This is a genomic window from Streptomyces sp. SID5910, from assembly GCF_009862125.1.
GTDB lineage: Bacteria > Actinomycetota > Actinomycetes > Streptomycetales > Streptomycetaceae > Streptomyces.
This window is the reverse complement of sequence record NZ_WWHX01000331.1, coordinates 1-14937: the sequence shown is the minus strand read 5'-3', so window position 1 is coordinate 14937 and position 14937 is coordinate 1. Positions and strand designations below refer to the sequence as shown.

The 14937-nt window shown below is 74.5% G+C and carries 15 protein-coding genes and 2 pseudogenes; 12 read left to right on the top strand and 5 right to left on the bottom strand.

Features of this window, described 5'->3' with window-relative positions; all coding sequences use genetic code 11:
• The 5 genes from GTW67_RS11320 to mug all read left to right on the top strand — a co-directional run.
• Window positions 1–333 (top strand): transporter associated domain-containing protein (locus GTW67_RS11320; protein WP_272920482.1); only part of this gene is annotated, 333 nt, incomplete at its 5' end.
• A complete protein-coding gene (locus tag GTW67_RS11315) occupies window positions 330–1343 on the top strand; it encodes a CNNM domain-containing protein (RefSeq protein ID WP_161164672.1) in 1014 nt (337 codons plus the stop codon). The genes GTW67_RS11320 and GTW67_RS11315, both read left to right, overlap by 4 nt.
• 62 nt (window positions 1344–1405) lie before the next feature.
• On the top strand, window positions 1406–2185 hold the full coding sequence (locus GTW67_RS11310; RefSeq protein WP_161164671.1) for an SGNH/GDSL hydrolase family protein: 780 nt from the start codon (window positions 1406–1408) through the stop codon (window positions 2183–2185).
• 88 nt (window positions 2186–2273) lie between these two features.
• On the top strand, window positions 2274–3716 hold the full coding sequence (gene purB / locus GTW67_RS11305; RefSeq protein ID WP_161164670.1) for an adenylosuccinate lyase: 1443 nt from the start codon (window positions 2274–2276) through the stop codon (window positions 3714–3716).
• The gene (mug, locus tag GTW67_RS11300; protein WP_161164673.1) at window positions 3713–4264 is read left to right on the top strand and encodes a G/U mismatch-specific DNA glycosylase; all 552 of its coding nucleotides are present in this window, start codon (window positions 3713–3715) and stop codon (window positions 4262–4264) included. Before purB ends, mug begins: the two co-directional genes overlap by 4 nt.
• Before the next feature lie 7 nt (window positions 4265–4271).
• Here mug and GTW67_RS11295 read toward each other — a convergent pair whose 3' ends face one another.
• Genes GTW67_RS11295 through GTW67_RS11285 form a run of 3 tightly spaced genes read right to left on the bottom strand, consistent with a single transcriptional unit; the run spans window position 4272 to window position 6432 of the window.
• The gene (locus tag GTW67_RS11295; protein ID WP_161164669.1) at window positions 4272–4697 is read right to left on the bottom strand and encodes a hypothetical protein; all 426 of its coding nucleotides are present in this window, start codon (window positions 4695–4697) and stop codon (window positions 4272–4274) included.
• A gap of 56 nt (window positions 4698–4753) precedes the next feature.
• A complete protein-coding gene (locus GTW67_RS11290) occupies window positions 4754–5482 on the bottom strand; it encodes an ABC transporter permease (RefSeq protein ID WP_161164668.1) in 729 nt (242 codons plus the stop codon).
• Window positions 5483–5484: 2 nt separating this feature from the next.
• On the bottom strand, window positions 5485–6432 hold the full coding sequence (locus GTW67_RS11285) for an ABC transporter ATP-binding protein (protein WP_161164667.1): 948 nt from the start codon (window positions 6430–6432) through the stop codon (window positions 5485–5487).
• Window positions 6433–6539: 107 nt separating this feature from the next.
• On the opposite strand from GTW67_RS11285, the gene GTW67_RS11280 reads away from it, so the two are divergent.
• The 3 genes from GTW67_RS11280 (at window position 6540) to GTW67_RS11270 (ending at window position 9628) form a co-directional block, all read left to right on the top strand.
• Window positions 6540–7697 (top strand): sensor histidine kinase, encoded by a 1158-nt coding sequence (locus GTW67_RS11280; protein ID WP_161164666.1) that lies wholly within the window; start codon window positions 6540–6542, stop codon window positions 7695–7697.
• Window positions 7698–7711: 14 nt separating this feature from the next.
• Entirely contained in the window at window positions 7712–8374 is a 663-nt protein-coding gene (locus GTW67_RS11275) for a response regulator transcription factor (protein ID WP_161164665.1), read from the top strand.
• A gap of 99 nt (window positions 8375–8473) precedes the next feature.
• Window positions 8474–9628 carry an ROK family transcriptional regulator gene (locus GTW67_RS11270; protein WP_161164664.1) on the top strand — a complete coding sequence of 385 codons (1155 nt, stop codon included), beginning with the start codon at window positions 8474–8476 and terminating at the stop codon, window positions 9626–9628.
• A gap of 185 nt (window positions 9629–9813) precedes the next feature.
• Here the strand turns inward: GTW67_RS11270 and GTW67_RS11265 are convergent, their stop codons facing one another.
• Both GTW67_RS11265 and GTW67_RS11260 read right to left on the bottom strand, forming a co-directional pair.
• Window positions 9814–10575, bottom strand: coding sequence for a UTRA domain-containing protein (locus tag GTW67_RS11265; protein WP_161164663.1), 762 nt, complete (start codon window positions 10573–10575; stop codon window positions 9814–9816).
• A 255-nt stretch (window positions 10576–10830) separates the two neighbouring features.
• Window positions 10831–11715 carry an RNA polymerase sigma-70 factor gene (locus GTW67_RS11260; protein WP_161164662.1) on the bottom strand — a complete coding sequence of 295 codons (885 nt, stop codon included), beginning with the start codon at window positions 11713–11715 and terminating at the stop codon, window positions 10831–10833.
• Between the two features lie 180 nt (window positions 11716–11895).
• On the opposite strand from GTW67_RS11260, the gene GTW67_RS11255 reads away from it, so the two are divergent.
• From GTW67_RS11255 to GTW67_RS11240, 4 genes and pseudogenes are all read left to right on the top strand, one after another.
• Window positions 11896–12774 (top strand): alpha/beta fold hydrolase, encoded by an 879-nt coding sequence (locus GTW67_RS11255; RefSeq protein WP_161164661.1) that lies wholly within the window; start codon window positions 11896–11898, stop codon window positions 12772–12774.
• A gap of 116 nt (window positions 12775–12890) precedes the next feature.
• A complete protein-coding gene (gene pdxR / locus GTW67_RS11250; RefSeq protein WP_161164660.1) occupies window positions 12891–14342 on the top strand; it encodes a MocR-like pyridoxine biosynthesis transcription factor PdxR in 1452 nt (483 codons plus the stop codon).
• Window positions 14343–14402: 60 nt separating this feature from the next.
• Window positions 14403–14564, top strand: a pseudogene (locus GTW67_RS11245) (alkaline phosphatase D family protein); the annotation flags it as partial.
• A 141-nt stretch (window positions 14565–14705) separates the two neighbouring features.
• Window positions 14706–14937, top strand: a pseudogene (locus GTW67_RS11240) (GNAT family N-acetyltransferase); the annotation flags it as partial.

Below are 14937 nucleotides of genomic sequence, written 5' to 3'. Positions count from 1 at the left end.
TGCGACGAGCACGATCCGCACGAGATCCCGGAGCTGGACGCGGCCGGCACCGACGAGGAGGGGCGCGCCCTGTACTGGGCCGACGGCGCGGCCCGGGTGGACCGGCTGGCGCGTCTCGGCCTGCGGGTGCCGGAGGGGCCGTACGAGACGGTCGCCGGGCTGGTCGCGGCGCGGCTGGGCCGCATCCCCGCCGTCGGCGACACCGTCGGCCTGGAGGGCTGGCGGCTGGACGTCGTGGACGCGGCGGGACGCCGGGCGGCCCGGGTGCTGCTGCACGCGCCGCTGCCCGGCGAGCGGTCCGGTGACGGCGACGACGGGGAGGCCGGACGGTGACCGCCGTACAACTGCTGATCGGTCTGGCGACGCTCGTCGTCAACGCCTTCTTCGTGGGCGCCGAGTTCGCGCTGATCTCCGTGCGCCGCAGCCAGGTGGAGCCGTACGCCGAGGAGGGCGACCGGCGGGCGAAGAGCGTGCTGTGGGGTCTGGAGCACGTGTCCGCGCTGCTCGCGGCGGCCCAGCTCGGCATCACGCTGTGCACGCTGGTCCTCGGCATCGTCGCGGAACCGGCGATCGCGCACCTGCTGGAGCCCGTGTTCCACGCGATGGGCGTGCCGTCGGGGGCGGGGCACGCGGTGTCCTTCGTGATCGCCCTGGCCCTGGCGACGTATCTGCACATGCTGCTCGGCGAGATGGTCCCGAAGAACATCGCGCTGGCCGAGCCGGTGCGCAGCGCGCTGCTGCTCGGGCCGCCGCTGGTGGGGCTGTCCCGCGCGCTGCGCCCGGTGATCTTCACGGTGAACACCTTCGCGAACGCGCTGCTCAAGCTGCTGCGGGTGGAGGCGAAGGACGAGGTCTCGGCGACCTTCACGGACACCGAGCTGGCCGAGATCGTCAAGGACGCCAGCGAGGCGGGGCTGATCGACGACCGCGCCCAGGAGCGGCTGCACGACGCCCTGGAGCTGGGCCGCCGGCCGGTGCGGGACGTGGTGCTGCCGCTGGAACGCGTCGTGCAGGCGCGCGTGGGCATCACGCCGGAGCAGTTGGAGCGGCTGTCGGCCGAGTCCGGGTTCTCCCGCTTCCCGGTGGTGGACGACGGGCGGCGGATCGTCGGCTACCTGCACGTCAAGGACGCCCTGGACGCCTCCCCTCGGGACGTGCCGTTCCGGCTGCGGGACATGCGGTCCATCGCCCGGGTGCGGGAGAACACCCCGCTGGACGACGTGCTGACGGCGATGCGGCGCAGCCGTACGCATCTGGCGGCGGTCCTGGGCTCCGACGGGCGGCTGGCGGGGCTGGTGACCATGGAGGACGTGTTGCGGGAGCTGTTCGGGCAGCGGACCTGAGGGCGAACGTGCACGGGGTGACCGACCGGGGGGTATGTGCAGGGGCTACCATTTCTGTCGCCATGCAGACGAACCCCACCCACACCAGCCTCGTCGCCGTCGGCGACTCCTTCACCGAGGGCATGTCCGACCTGCTGCCCGACGGTTCCTACCGCGGCTGGGCCGACGTGCTCGCGGCGCGGATGGCCGCCCGCTCCCCCGGTTTCCGGTACGCGAACCTCGCCGTGCGCGGGAAGCTGATCGGGCAGATCGTCGACGAGCAGGTGGACGTCGCGGCGGCCATGGGCGCCGATGTGATCACGCTGGTCGGCGGGCTCAACGACACCCTGCGGCCCAAGTGCGACATGGCCCGGGTGCGGGATCTGCTGACGCAGGCCGTGGAAGGGCTGGCCCCGAACTGCAAGCAGCTGGTGCTGATGCGCAGCCCCGGCCGGCAGGGCCCGGTGCTGGAGCGGTTCCGGCCGCGCATGGAGGCGCTGTTCGCGATCATCGACGACCTCGCCGAGCGGCACGGCGCCGTCGTCGTGGACCTGTACGGGGCCCGGTCGCTGGCCGACCCGCGGATGTGGGACGTGGACCGGCTGCACCTGACCGCCGACGGGCACCGCCGGGTCGCCGAGGCCGTGTGGCAGACGCTCGGCTACGAGCCCGAGGACCCCGACTGGCACGCGCCGGTGCCGCCGACGCCGCCGCCCGGCTGGGTCGTGCGCCGCACCGCGGACGTCCGGTTCGCCCGGCAGCACCTGCTGCCCTGGATAGGCCGCAGGCTGACCGGCCGCTCGTCCGGCGACGGCCTGCCGCCCAAGCGCCCGGAGCTGCTGCCGTACGAGGACATCACGTGATCGTTCCCGCCCCCGCACGGCGTTCGTAGCTTCCGACGAACAACCCCGCGGCGCTGGCCTGCACGAATCGCCAGTAGAATCCGTTTACGTGACTTCCGCTCCCGCCAAGCCCCGCATCCCGAACGTCCTCGCCGGACGTTACGCCTCCGCCGAGCTCGCCACGCTCTGGTCGCCCGAGCAGAAGGTGAGGCTGGAGCGGCAGCTCTGGCTCGCCGTGCTGCGGGCCCAGAAGGACCTGGGCATCGAGGTGCCCGACGCCGCGATCGCCGACTACGAGCGCGTCCTCGACCAGGTCGACCTGGCCTCGATCGCCGAGCGCGAGAAGGTCACGCGGCACGACGTGAAGGCGCGGATCGAGGAGTTCAACGACCTCGCCGGGCACGAGCACGTGCACAAGGGCATGACGTCCCGCGACCTGACGGAGAACGTCGAGCAGCTCCAGATCCGGCTGTCCCTGGAGCTGATCCGGGACCGCTCCGTGGCCGTTCTGGCGCGCCTCGGCAAGCTGGCCGGCGAGTACGCCGAGCTGGTCATGGCCGGCCGCTCGCACAACGTGGCCGCCCAGGCGACGACGCTGGGCAAGCGGTTCGCCACCGCCGCCGACGAGCTGCTCGTGGCGTACGGCCGGGTGGAGGAGCTGCTCGGCCGTTACCCGCTGCGCGGCATCAAGGGCCCGGTCGGCACCGCCCAGGACATGCTGGACCTGCTCGGCGGGGACGCGGGCAAGCTCGCGGAGCTGGAGCAGCGGATCGCCGGGCACCTCGGCTTCTCGCAGGCCTTCACCTCGGTCGGCCAGGTCTACCCGCGCTCGCTGGACTACGAGGTCGTCACCGCGCTGGTGCAGCTCGCGGCAGCGCCGTCGTCGCTGGCGAAGACGATCCGGCTGATGGCCGGGCACGAGCTGGTCACCGAGGGCTTCAAGCCCGGCCAGGTCGGCTCGTCCGCGATGCCGCACAAGATGAACACCCGCTCCTGCGAGCGCGTCAACGGCCTGATGGTGATCCTGCGCGGCTACGCGTCGATGACCGGCGAGCTGGCGGGCGACCAGTGGAACGAGGGCGACGTGTCCTGCTCGGTGGTCCGCCGGGTCGCGCTGCCCGACGCGTTCTTCGCGCTGGACGGACTGCTGGAGACCTTCCTGACCGTGCTCGACGAGTTCGGTGCCTTCCCGGCCGTCGTGGCCCGCGAGCTGGACCGCTACCTGCCGTTCCTCGCCACCACGAAGGTGCTGATGGGTGCGGTGCGGGCCGGGGTCGGCCGCGAGGTCGCGCACGAGGCGATCAAGGAGAACGCCGTCGCCTCCGCGCTGGCCATGCGCGAGCAGGGCGCCGAGCGCAACGAGCTGCTCGACAAGCTGGCCGCCGACGAGCGCATCCCGCTCGACCGTGCCGGACTGGACGCCCTGATGGCCGACAAGCTCTCCTTCACCGGCGCCGCGGCCGACCAGGTCGGTGTCCTCGTCGGCCGGATCGAGGAGATCGTCAAGCAGCACCCGGCGGCCGCGGGCTACACCCCGGGAGCGATCCTCTGACCCGCTTCACCCGCGCCGAACTGGAGGCCGCCCGCGACCGTCTCGTACCGGACGTCGTCGCGGACGGCCTCCATGTGCTGTTCTGCGGCATCAACCCGGGCCTGCTGTCGGCGGCGACGGGGCACCACTTCGCCCGTCCGGGCAACCGGTTCTGGCCGGTGCTGCATCTGTCCGGCTTCACTCCGCGGCAGCTGAAGCCGTCGGAGCAGGACGAGCTGCCGTCGTACGGGCTCGGCATCACGAACGTCGTCGCGCGGGCCAGCGCGCGGGCTGACGAGCTGTCCGCCGAGGAGTACCGGGAGGGCGGCCGGCTGCTGGCGCTGAAGGTGGCGCGGCTGCGGCCCCGTTGGCTGGCGGTGGTGGGGGTGACCGCGTACCGGGCGGCCTTCGACGACCGCAAGGCGCAGGTGGGCCCGCAGGAGCGGACGATCGGGGGCACCCGGATCTGGGTGCTGCCCAACCCGAGCGGGCTCAACGCGCACTGGACGGCGCAGACGATGGCGGAGGAGTTCGCCAGGCTGCGGGTCGCGGCGGACGCGGAGGCGTAGGGGGCGGTCATGGGGGTGCCTCCTCCGTGACCACCACCAGCAGCTGCACCTCGTCCGTCTCGTCCCGGTCGGCGACGGCCAGCGCGAGCCAGCGGCCCGTGCCCTGCGCCTCCCAGAGGTAGGCCACGCGGGCGCGGGCGCTCAGTGCGGCCCACGGCTCGGGTATCTCCTCGCGCTCGGTCCGCAGCAGGACCGTCTGGAGGTTCCAGAGGGCGGGCTCCCCCCAGCGCTCGGCGAGGCGTTCGCAGAGGGCGTCGCGCTCCTTCTCGTACTGCTCCACCGTCACCGCCCGCTCCCCCGGGTCGCCGCCGCACAGGCCGTGGCCGCTCTCCAGCACGGCCTTGACGAGACCGGGGCGCGACGGGCCGTGCTCCGCCGGGAAGGGCCGGAAGCACAGCTCGTCGATGAGGGCGAGATGCCGTGCGATGTCCATGCCCTCCAGTAAACCGGCCGCCACTGACAATTGGCGGGGCGTCAGCCGTCCGCGGCTCAGGCGTCCCGGTGGCGCAGCCGCCAGGCCCCCGCGAGGACGGCGGCGGCCGCCCACAGCGCGGTCACCGCGAGCCCCGTCCAGGGCCCGAGAGTCCCGTCGTGCGTCTGCTGGAGGGCGACTTGGCCCGCCCGGTCCGGCAGGAAGTCGGCGACGCCGCCGGCCGCGTCGCCGATCACGAAGGCGACGACGAGGATGAAGGGGATGACGGTGGACAGGGTGGCCATGCCGCTGCGGAACAGGGCGGTGAGACCGGCCGCGAACAGGGCCATCAGCGTCAGGTAGATCCCGCAGCCCACGACGCCGCGCACCTGCTCGCCGGTGGTGAGGCCGTCCGCCGCCGCGCCGAGGCCCGCCCGGGCCGCGACGAGGGCGGCGCAGGCGGTGAGCAGTCCCACGGCCAGGACCGGTACGGCGACGGCCACGAGCTTCGCCGCGAACCACCGGCCGCGCCGCGGGACGGCCGCCAGGGAGAGCCGGATCCCGTGGCCCTGGTACTCCGACGACACGGCCAGGGCCCCGAAGGCGATCGCGGCGATCTGCCCCGGCAGGACGCCGGACAGGGCCGTGAACAGGGGGTCGAAGTCCGGGTCGGACGTGCCGGAGGAACCGGCCAGCGCGGAGAACGCCGTGGTGACCGCGAACATGGCGAACAGGGCGCCGCACAGGGAGCGCAGGGTGAGCACCTTGAGTGCCTCCGCGCGCAGGGCGGGCGTGAAGGTGGTCATGGTCAGGCCTCCTGAGGCTGTGCGGGCTGTGCGGACTGCGCGGTCTGTGCGGTGAACTCGGTCTCCGTGGCGGTCAGGTCCAGATAGGCCTGCTCCAAGGTGCCTTCATCGGCGGTCAGTTCGAGGATCGGGACGCCGGCCCGGGAGACGGCGCGGCCGATGTCCTCCACGCGCGCGTGGTGCACGGTCCAGTACCCGTCGGCGTGTTCCACGGCATCGTGGCCGTGCCGGGCGAGGACCGCCTTCAGGGCGGTGGCGTCCGAGGTGCGGATCCGGACACGGGGCTGCACGCGCGCGTCGATGAACTCCCGCATCGGGGTGTCGGCCAGCAGGCGGCCCCGGCCCAGGACCACCAGGTGGTCGGCGAACGACGCGGTCTCGTTCATCAGATGACTGGACACCAGGACCGTACGGCCCTCGGCCGCGAGCCGCCGCAGCAGCTCCCGGATCCAGACGATGCCTTCGGGGTCCAGCCCGTTGGAGGGCTCGTCCAGCATCACCACCTCGGGGTCGCCCAGCAGCGCGGCGGCGATGCCCAGTCGCTGGCGCATGCCCAGGGAGTACGTCCGCACCCGGCGGCCGGCCGCCGACGCGATGCCCGTCTCCTCCAGCACCTCGTCCACCCGGCGGGCCGGGAGGCGGTTGCTCGCCGCCAGGACGCGCAGGTGGTCCCGGCCGGTGCGCGAACCGAGCGCGGCTTGCGCGTCGAGCAGGGCGCCGACGTGCCGCAACGGCTTGTGGAGCGCGGCGTAGGGGTGCCCGCCGACGGTCGCGGTCCCGGAGGTGGGCCGGTCCAGGCCGAGCACCAGCCGCATGGTGGTGGACTTCCCGGCGCCGTTGGGGCCGAGGAAGCCGGTGACGCGGCCGGGGCGCACGGTGAAGGTGAGGTCGTCGACGGCTCGCCGGGTGCCGTACTCCTTGGTGAGGTTCTGGACGTCGATGCTGGTCATGGCAGCAGCGTGGCCTCTCGTACGAGGGCGGGTCCTCCCCCGCGGGTGGGCGGTGCCTCCCCCGTGCGGGGGAGCTCGTTGTCAGTGGGCGCTGGCACGATGGCGCCATGGCACGGTTCCTGCGCCCGCTGCTCCGCGGGGCGACGTACACACGCCTGCTGCACCTGTGGGTGCCGGTGGCGGCGTTCAGCGTGTGGATGTGGGTGGAACCGGGGCTGCCGTGGGTGCCGGCGCTCGTGCTGGTCCCCGTCGGTCTGATCCCGGCCGTGCGGGTGGGCGAGGGCGTGCAGGCGCGGTTCATGCTGACGCCGGGAGGGACGGAACCGGACTTCTCCGTGGAGCCGGCCAGGACCTGGCGGGACCGCTGGCGGACCGTGCTGTGGCTGGAGGCGCGCATCGCGCTGGGAATCGTGGTGGGCTTCGCCACGGTCTGGCTGCCCGTCCTGTCGTACACGGCCGCCGCGTGCGTCGTCGGCCGGGTGCCCGAGGACATGCCGGTGGTGGCCGGCACGGAACCGCACTGGGCCTACGCCCTGCTGGTCCCCGTCCCGCTGCTGCTCCTGTACGCGACGGTCGTCGGCCTCGGTGAGCTGGCCACGTGTCTCGCGCGCAGACTGCTCGGCCCGTCCGCCGCCGAGCGTCTCGCGGCCCTGGAGGAGCGCACCGAACAGCTCCTGGAGCGCACCCGCATCGCCCGCGAACTGCACGACTCCATCGGCCACGCCCTGACCGTCGCCGTCGTCCAGGCCGGGGCCGCGCGCGCCGCGAACAGCCCCGAGTTCACCGACCGGGCGCTGACCGCGATCGAGGAGACCGGCCGGGCGGCCCTGGAGGACCTGGAGCGGGTGCTCGGTGTGCTGCGGGAGGCGGAGCGGCCGGTGAGCGGCCGGCCGACGCTCGTGGACGCCGACCGGCTGCTGGAGTCCGCCCGTGCCTCCGGGGCGAAGGTCGACGCCGAGGTGACGGGCCCGCTGGAGACCGTGCCGGGGCCGGTCTCGCGGGAGGGGTACCGCATCCTCCAGGAGGCGCTGACCAATGTGCTGCGGCACGCGGGGCCGGTCCCCGTGCGGGTCCGCGTCCGGGTGGCGGACGGCGGCCTCGGTCTGGAGGTGCGCAATCCGCTGCCGGACGGGAGAGCGGGCCCGGGGCGCGGCAGCGGCCTGCGCGGCATACGCGAACGGGCCGCGCTGCTGGGCGGGCAGGCGCGCACGGGGCCCGACGACGCCGGTGACTGGCAGGTCCACGTAGAGCTGCCGCTGGGCTGATCTACGCTGATCGCATGCCGGTCAGAGTCCTCCTCGTCGACGACGAGCCCCTCGTACGCGCCGGTCTGCGTGCCGTGTTGGAGGCGCAGCCCGACATCGAGGTGGCCGGGGAGGCGGCCGACGGGGCGGCGGTCATCCCGCTGGTGCGGCAGTTGCGGCCGGACGTGGTCGCCATGGACGTCCGTATGCCGCTGATGGACGGGATCGAGGCGACGCGCGCGCTGCTGCGGACGGTGCCCGAGCCGCCGAAGATCCTCGTGGTGACGACGTTCGAGAACGACGAGTACGTGTACGAGGCGCTGCGTGCGGGCGCCGACGGGTTCCTGCTGAAGCGGGCCCGGCCGGCGGAGATCGTGCACGCGGTGCGGTTGATCGCGGAGGGCGACTCGCTGCTGTTCCCAGCCTCGGTGCGGCAGCTGGCCGCCGAGTACGGCGACGGCGGCGGCAACCGGGCGGCCCGCGCGGAACTGGAGCGGGCGCGGCTGACGGACCGGGAGGGCGAGGTGCTGCGGCTGATGGCGCGCGGGCTGTCGAACGCGGAGATCGCCGGCCGGCTGGTCGTCGGTACGGAGACGGTCAAGTCGCATGTGAGCGCGGTGCTGGCGAAGCTGGGGGCGCGGGACCGCACGCAGGCGGTGATCACGGCGTACGAGTCGGGGTTCGTGGCCCCGGGCTAGGTCCGCGCGTGTTCCGGGTGCGGGCGGACCGGCGCTCGCCCGGTGGGAGCGGGCCGAGTACGATCCGGCCAACACGCGCACGAGCTGGGAGGACGGACGTTGGGCGGGCTGACCGGCGGAGATCCGTCGCTGCTGCGGAGGATCAACTCCGCGGTGGTGCTGCACGCGCTGCGTGCCACGGACTGCGCGACGCTGACGGAGATCACCCGGGTGACGGGGCTGTCCCGGCCGACCGTCGAGGGCGTCGTCGAGGGGCTCATCGAGGCCGGTCTGGTCGTCGAGACGGCCGCCGACGACGGCATGGCCCGGCGGCAGGGGCGGCCCGCGCGGCGGTTCCGGTTCCGGGCCGAGGCGGGGCATCTGCTGGGGCTGGAGATCGGGCCGCACCGGGTCGCCGCGCTCCTCGCCGATCTGGACGGGCGGGTGATCGGCGCCCAGGCGAAGGACGTCGAGGAGTCCGCTACGGCGGACGAGCGTCTGGAGCGGCTGCGCACGGCGGTCGCCGAACTGCTGCGCCGGGCCGGTGTCGCGCGGGGTTCCCTGCGGGCCGTGGGGGCGGCCACGCCGGGGATCGTCGAGGCGGACGGCACGGTGCGGCTGGGCACGGCGCTGCCCGAGTGGACGGGGCTGCCCCTGGGTGAGCGGCTGCGCCGTTCGTTCAAGTGCCCGGTGCTGGTGGAGAACGACGCGAACGCGGCGGCGGTCGCCGAGCACTGGAAGGGCGCGGCCACCGAGTCCGACGACGTGGTGTTCGTGCTGGCCGGGCTGAGTCCCGGGGCCGGTGCGCTGATCGGCGGGCGGCTGCACCGGGGGTACGGCGGGGCGGCGGGCGAGATCGGCGCGCTGCATCTGCTGGGCCGGGACGTGACGCCGGAGACGCTGCTGTCCACGACCGATCAGCCGCTGCATCCACTGGACGAGCAGGCGGTCGCCAAGGTGTTCGCCGAGGCGCGCGACGGCGACCAGCGGGCCCGCGCGGCCGTCGAGCGGTTCATCCAGCGGCTGGTGCACGACGTGGCGGCGCTGGTGCTGGCGCTGGACCCGGAGCTGGTCGTCATCGGCGGCTGGGCGGCCGGTCTGGACGGCGTACTGGAGCCGCTGCGGCGGGAACTGGCCCGCTACTGCCTGCGGCCGCCGCGGGTGACCCTGTCACTGCTCGGCGAGGCCGCGGTGGCGACCGGCGCGCTGCGGCTGGCGCTCGACCATGTGGAGGAACAGCTCTTCGCGGTGGAGGGCGCGACGGCCCGCCGCTGACCACGGACCGCCGGCCGCGGGGGCCTACGGCGGTTCGGGTCGGCGGCTTCTGTCGGCGCACGTGCGCCCACGTCGCACCTGGCTGCCTTGCGGAACGGCCGCGTCCCGGACCCACCCGGCCCGGCGCGGGCCCGGGTGTGCGGCTCGCCGTCGGCGATCCGCCGGGCCGCCTCGCCGGCCCGGTGTCAGGAGGCGCGGGTCTGCGGGGCGTGGTGGATCTCCATGTCGCCCGAGTCGCCGAAGGTCAGCCGGCAGGTGTCCGCGCGGTAGGTGGCGACGGAGAGCGCGGCGGTGCGGCCCCCGGCGAGGTAGCGGGTGGTGACGACCAGGACCGGCGCCCCGGGGAGGCGGTCGAGCTCCTTGGCGTCCTCGGCGCCGGCCGAGCCCAGCTCGACGGCGTTCTCCCGGTGCTCCAGCTCCAGTCGCTGAAGCTCGCGCAGTACGGCCCGCGCGCGTGCCGCACCGGACGGGGCGTCGATGGCGGTGAGGTCGGGCACGGACGCCGACGGGATGTACAGCAGCTCCGCGGCGACGGTCCGCCCGTGGGTCACGCGGGAGCGGCGAACGGTGTGCACGGCCTCGTCGCGGCCGGTGCCCAGCGCGTCGGCGACGGCCGCCGGGGGCGCGGCGGAGGCGCAGTCGACCGGCTGCCAGGCGTCGTCTGCCGTACCGGGCCAGGCGTGCTGCCGGGGCCCGACGGCCACGCCCACGCGCGGCGGCGCGACGGTCGTGCCGACACCGCGGCGGCGCTGGAGCCTGCCCTCCAGTTCGAGCTGTTCCAGCGCCTGGCGGAGCGTGGCGCGGGCGACGCCGAAGCGTGCCGCGAGATCGCGCTCGTTGGGCAGGACCTCGCCCACCGAGAACTCCGAGTCCAGGGCCTCAGTGAGCATGGTCCTGAGATGCCAGTACTTCGGCTCCGGTACCGATTCCAACTGCGTGGTCCCCACCCTGTCCTCCGCAATCGCCGTGGTCCGGCGGCGTTTCGGCGCCCTTGTTTATTAAAGGTTGTTGCAGTTCTCGTCGTGACGATAGGACGGCCCATCCCCTTGGTCAAGACCAATCCTCGATCCCCCGCCCTGGGCAGGGGCGCGGAGGGGTGTGGTGTTCACGGGGTGTTCGCACGGAGTCGCACGGAGGACACGACGGCGAAGCCCCCGTCGCGCGGACGGGGGCTTCGGCGTCGGCGAGAGGCCGGGGCGGCGTCAGTCGACGGGCAGGAACCGCAGCTTGTCGGGGTTGCGGACGATGTAGACCGACTCCACGCGCCCGTCGGCGATGTCCAGTTGGAGGACGAAGTCGGGCTTGCCCGCCGCCACCAGCAGCGCGGCCGGGCCGCCGTTGAGCTCCAGGAAGCGCAGGGTGGCGTCCGCGCCGGTCTTGCGGGCGGCGCCGATGAGGAAGCGCCCCACCTTGTCCGCCGTCTCCAGCACCCGCACCGGCGCCTTCGCCTTGCCGCCGCTGTCGCCGACCAGCCGGACGCCGGGGGCCAGCATCGCCATCAGCCCTTCGAGGTCGCCCTCGGCCGCCGCGGCGAGGAACCGCTCGGTGAGGTCGCGGCGCTGCGCGGGGTCGACGTCGTAGCGGGGCCGGCGTTCCTCGACGTGCTTGCGGGCCCGCCCGGCGAGCTGGCGCACCGCGGGCTCCTCGCGCTCCAGCACGGCGGCGATCTCGGCGTACGGGTAGCCGAACGCCTCGCGCAGCACGAACACCGCCCGTTCCAGGGGTGACAGCGACTCCAGGACGACGAGGACCGCCAGCGACACGGAGTCGGCGAGCACGGCCCGCTCGGCGGTGTCCGGCACCGTGTCGCCGAAGTCGGTGACGTAGGGCTCGGGCAGCCAGGGGCCGACGTAGGTCTCGCCCCGTGACTTGATCTGGCGCAGCCGGTCCACGGCGAGGCGGGTGGTGACGCGCACCAGGTAGCCGCGCGGCTCGCGGACGTCGCTCCGGTCGGCCCGGGACCAGCGCAGCCAGGCATCCTGGACGACGTCCTCGGCGTCGGCGAGGCGGCCCAGCATGCGGTAGGCGACGCCCAGCAGGACGGGTCGGTGCTCTTCGAAGACGTCGGTCGGGGTGTCGGTGGTCACCGTCCCATCCCAGCGGACGCGTCCGGCCGTGTCCAGGCGGAACCGCCGACGCCACGGGGCCCGCCCGGGAACACGGCACCCTGGGGGCTACCCGTCGGTAGCTTCTACTGACAGGCTGTCTACCCGACGCCGGCAGCGTTCGCGCGTTCCCGGCACCACGTGTTCCCGACAAGGAGCCCCATGTCCGCAACGCTCTCCTTCACGGCACCCACCGAGCACGGTCCGCAGGACATCACCCTCGCCTACGCGCGCGTGGGCGCCGGCGAGCCGCTGCTCCTGCTGCACGGCATCGGCCACCACCGGCAGGCCTGGGACCCGGTGGTCGACATCCTCGCGACCGAGCGGGAGGTGATCGCCGTGGACCTGCCGGGGTTCGGCGAGTCGCCCGCACTGCCGCAGGGACTGCCGCACGACCTGCCGACGACGAACGCGGTGCTCGGCGCCTTCTGCGCCGCCCTGGGCCTGGACCGGCCGCACGTCGCGGGCAACTCCCTGGGCGGTCTGCTGGCCCTGGAGCTCGGCCGGCAGAAGCTGGTGCGGTCGGTGACGGCGCTGTCCCCGGCCGGTTTCTGGACGCAGCCCGAGCGGCGCTACGCCTTCACCGTGCTGGCGGGCATGCGCCGGACCGCCCGGAGCCTGCCGCTGCCCCTGGTCGAGCGGCTGTCCCGCACGGCGGCCGGCCGCACCGCCCTGACCAGCACGATCTACGCCCGTCCCGGCCGCCGCTCGCCGGAGGCCGTGGTCGCCGAGACGCTGGCGCTCGCCCACGCCGAGGGGTTCGCCGAGACGCTGCGGGCCGGGCGGAGCGTCCTGTTCACCGACGACGTGCCCGGCATCCCCGTCACCGTGGCGTGGGGCGACCGGGACCGGCTGCTCCTGCCCCGCCAGGGCATCCGCGCCAAGCACGCCATTCCGCGGGCCCGGCTGGTGCGGCTGCGCGGCTGCGGTCACGTCCCGATGAACGACGACCCGGCGCTGGTCGCGCGGGTGATCCTGGACGGCAGCCGCGGTCCGGAGGCGAGCGCCCCGGGCACCTCGCTCAGCGCGGTCGGGTCGTAGGACGCGCTCACGCACGGCGTGCGGCGGCCGGACGGTGGATGATCCAGCGTGTCGTGGACCAACCCCCCGTAGAGTGACCCCGGTTGGGGGGACGCGATGTTCGGGGGGCCGCTGTCATGACGCCGTCGACCGCGCCGGGCGGCGGGCCGGGTTCCGCCGAGCGCTCCGCCGCCTGGGAGCTGCTGCTGCCCGCCGCCTCGGCACCGGCCCGCGCGCGGGGCCGTGCCCTCCAGGCGGCGCTGCGGGACGCGGTCCGCTCGGGACGGCTCGCTCAGGGCACCCGACTGCCGTCGAGCCGGGACCTCGCGGCCGACCTCGGGGTGTCGCGGGGGCTGGTCACGGAGGCGTACGAGCAGCTCACCGCCGAGGGCTATCTGCGCAGCGGGCGGGGCGCGGGGACCTGGGTGGGCGACGCCGTGCGGGCCACCCGCCCGCCCGCGCGCGATCTCGCCCCGCGCTCCCCCGGCGCCCGCGTCGACTTCGTGGCGGGGTCGCCGGACCTGTCGCTCTTCCCGCGCCCGGCGTGGGCGGCCGCGCAGCGGAGCGTGCTGACGGAGCTGCCGCACGACCACCTCGGCTATCCGGACCCGCGCGGGCTGCCCCGGCTGCGGACCGCCCTGGCCGAACTGCTCACCCGGCGCCGGGGCGTGGTGGCCGACCCGGAGCGGATCGTGGTGGTCTCCGGGGTGGCGCAGGCGTCGGCCCTGCTCGGCGGCGTCCTCCACGCGCGCGGCACGCACACCGTCGGCGTCGAGGACCCCGGAAGCCCGCAGCACACCGCCCTGTACGCGTCGGCCGGCGTGGGCACGGTGCCGCTGCCGCTGGACGAGGAGGGGCTCGCCGTCGGCCCGCTGCGCGCCTCCGGCGTGCGCGCGGTCGTGACGACACCGGCCCACCAGTTCCCCACCGGGATCGCCTACTCGGCGCGGCGGCGCACCGAACTGCTGGACTGGGCGCGGTCCGTGGACGGACTGGTCCTGGAGGACGACTACGACGGCGACTTCCGCTACGACCGCGCCCCCGTCGGCGCGCTCCAGGGGCTCGACGCGGAACACGTCGCCTACACGGGCTCAGTGAGCAAGTCCCTCGCCCCGGGGCTGCGGCTGGGCTGGCTGCTGGTGCCCGAGTCGCTCATGGACGAGGTGGTCGAGCGCAAGCGGACCACGGACCTCGGGCATCCGGCCCTCGACCAGGCGGTGTTCGCCCGGTTCCTGGAGCACGGCGACTACGACCGTCAACTGCGCCTGTGCCAGCGCGCGTACCGGGAGCGGCGCGACGCGCTGGTGGCCGCGCTGGAGGAGCACTTCCCCGGGTCACGGGTCTCGGGGATCGCCGCCGGGCTCCACGCCATCGCCGCGCTGCCCGCCCGGTACGACCCCGAGGAGCGCTTCCTCGCGGCCGTCGCCGAGGCCGGCGTCTCGGTGAGGCCCCTGACGGCGTACGGACACGCCGGTGGCGGTGAGGGACCGGGGGTGCGGCTGGTGCTGGGGTACGCGCATCTGGCACCGGCCCGGATCCGCGAGGGCGTACGGCTGATGGCCGGGGCGGTGCGGCCCGGGGGCCGGTGAGCCCGCCGGGGTGGGTGCGATCCGGGGCCGGTGAGGCCGCGGGGGCGCCGACCGGGCTCGAAGGCGCCGGCCGCTTCGAACGTCTCGCCCGCCGGCGGCTACCAGTTCTTCGGCGAGGTCGACATCGACGGCGACAGCGCGGAGCTGACGGTGTGGCTGCGCGAGCAGGACGGCACGGTGCTGTTCACCAAGGTGCTCCGGCCGGGCCTGGTCGGCCAGTAGGTCACGTAGCCTGTCGGCCGTGCCGCGCACCGGCGTCATCCCCCGGTGCGCGGCACGGCGCCGGTCCTCTTTACCCATCGGTCACAGGGCGTTCGTGATCAGGCAACAGGCTTCGTCCACAGTGGTCGTATGAGTCGAGACATGTCTGAAGTGACCGCGGCCATCGCCCGGTCGGTCGAGCACCACCTGGGGACACCGGGCCTCATGCTCCTGGCCTCGATGGCCGCCCTGCTCGCCACGGCGGGCTTCCACACCTGGTGGGTACGGCGCCACGGGCACGCGCCGCCGGCGGAGGATACCGGCGCCCGGCCGCCGTCCACCGGGCCCCGGAGCGTGCCGGCCGCCCGGAGCGCGGCGGAGACCGGGCCGGACC

Bases quoted from the DNA above. Each gene is read 5' to 3' on its own strand.
- GTW67_RS11310 (WP_161164671.1), top strand. From the start codon at position 1,406: ATGCAGACGAACCCCACCCACACCAGCCTCGTCGCCGTCGGCGACTCC.
- GTW67_RS11295 (WP_161164669.1), bottom strand. From the start codon at position 4,697: ATGGACATCGCACGGCATCTCGCCCTCATCGACGAGCTGTGCTTCCGG.
- GTW67_RS11290 (WP_161164668.1), bottom strand. From the start codon at position 5,482: ATGACCACCTTCACGCCCGCCCTGCGCGCGGAGGCACTCAAGGTGCTC.
- GTW67_RS11285 (WP_161164667.1), bottom strand. From the start codon at position 6,432: ATGACCAGCATCGACGTCCAGAACCTCACCAAGGAGTACGGCACCCGG.
- GTW67_RS11280 (WP_161164666.1), top strand. From the start codon at position 6,540: ATGGCACGGTTCCTGCGCCCGCTGCTCCGCGGGGCGACGTACACACGC.
- GTW67_RS11275 (WP_161164665.1), top strand. From the start codon at position 7,712: ATGCCGGTCAGAGTCCTCCTCGTCGACGACGAGCCCCTCGTACGCGCC.
- GTW67_RS11255 (WP_161164661.1), top strand. From the start codon at position 11,896: ATGTCCGCAACGCTCTCCTTCACGGCACCCACCGAGCACGGTCCGCAG.
- pdxR (WP_161164660.1), top strand. From the start codon at position 12,891: ATGACGCCGTCGACCGCGCCGGGCGGCGGGCCGGGTTCCGCCGAGCGC.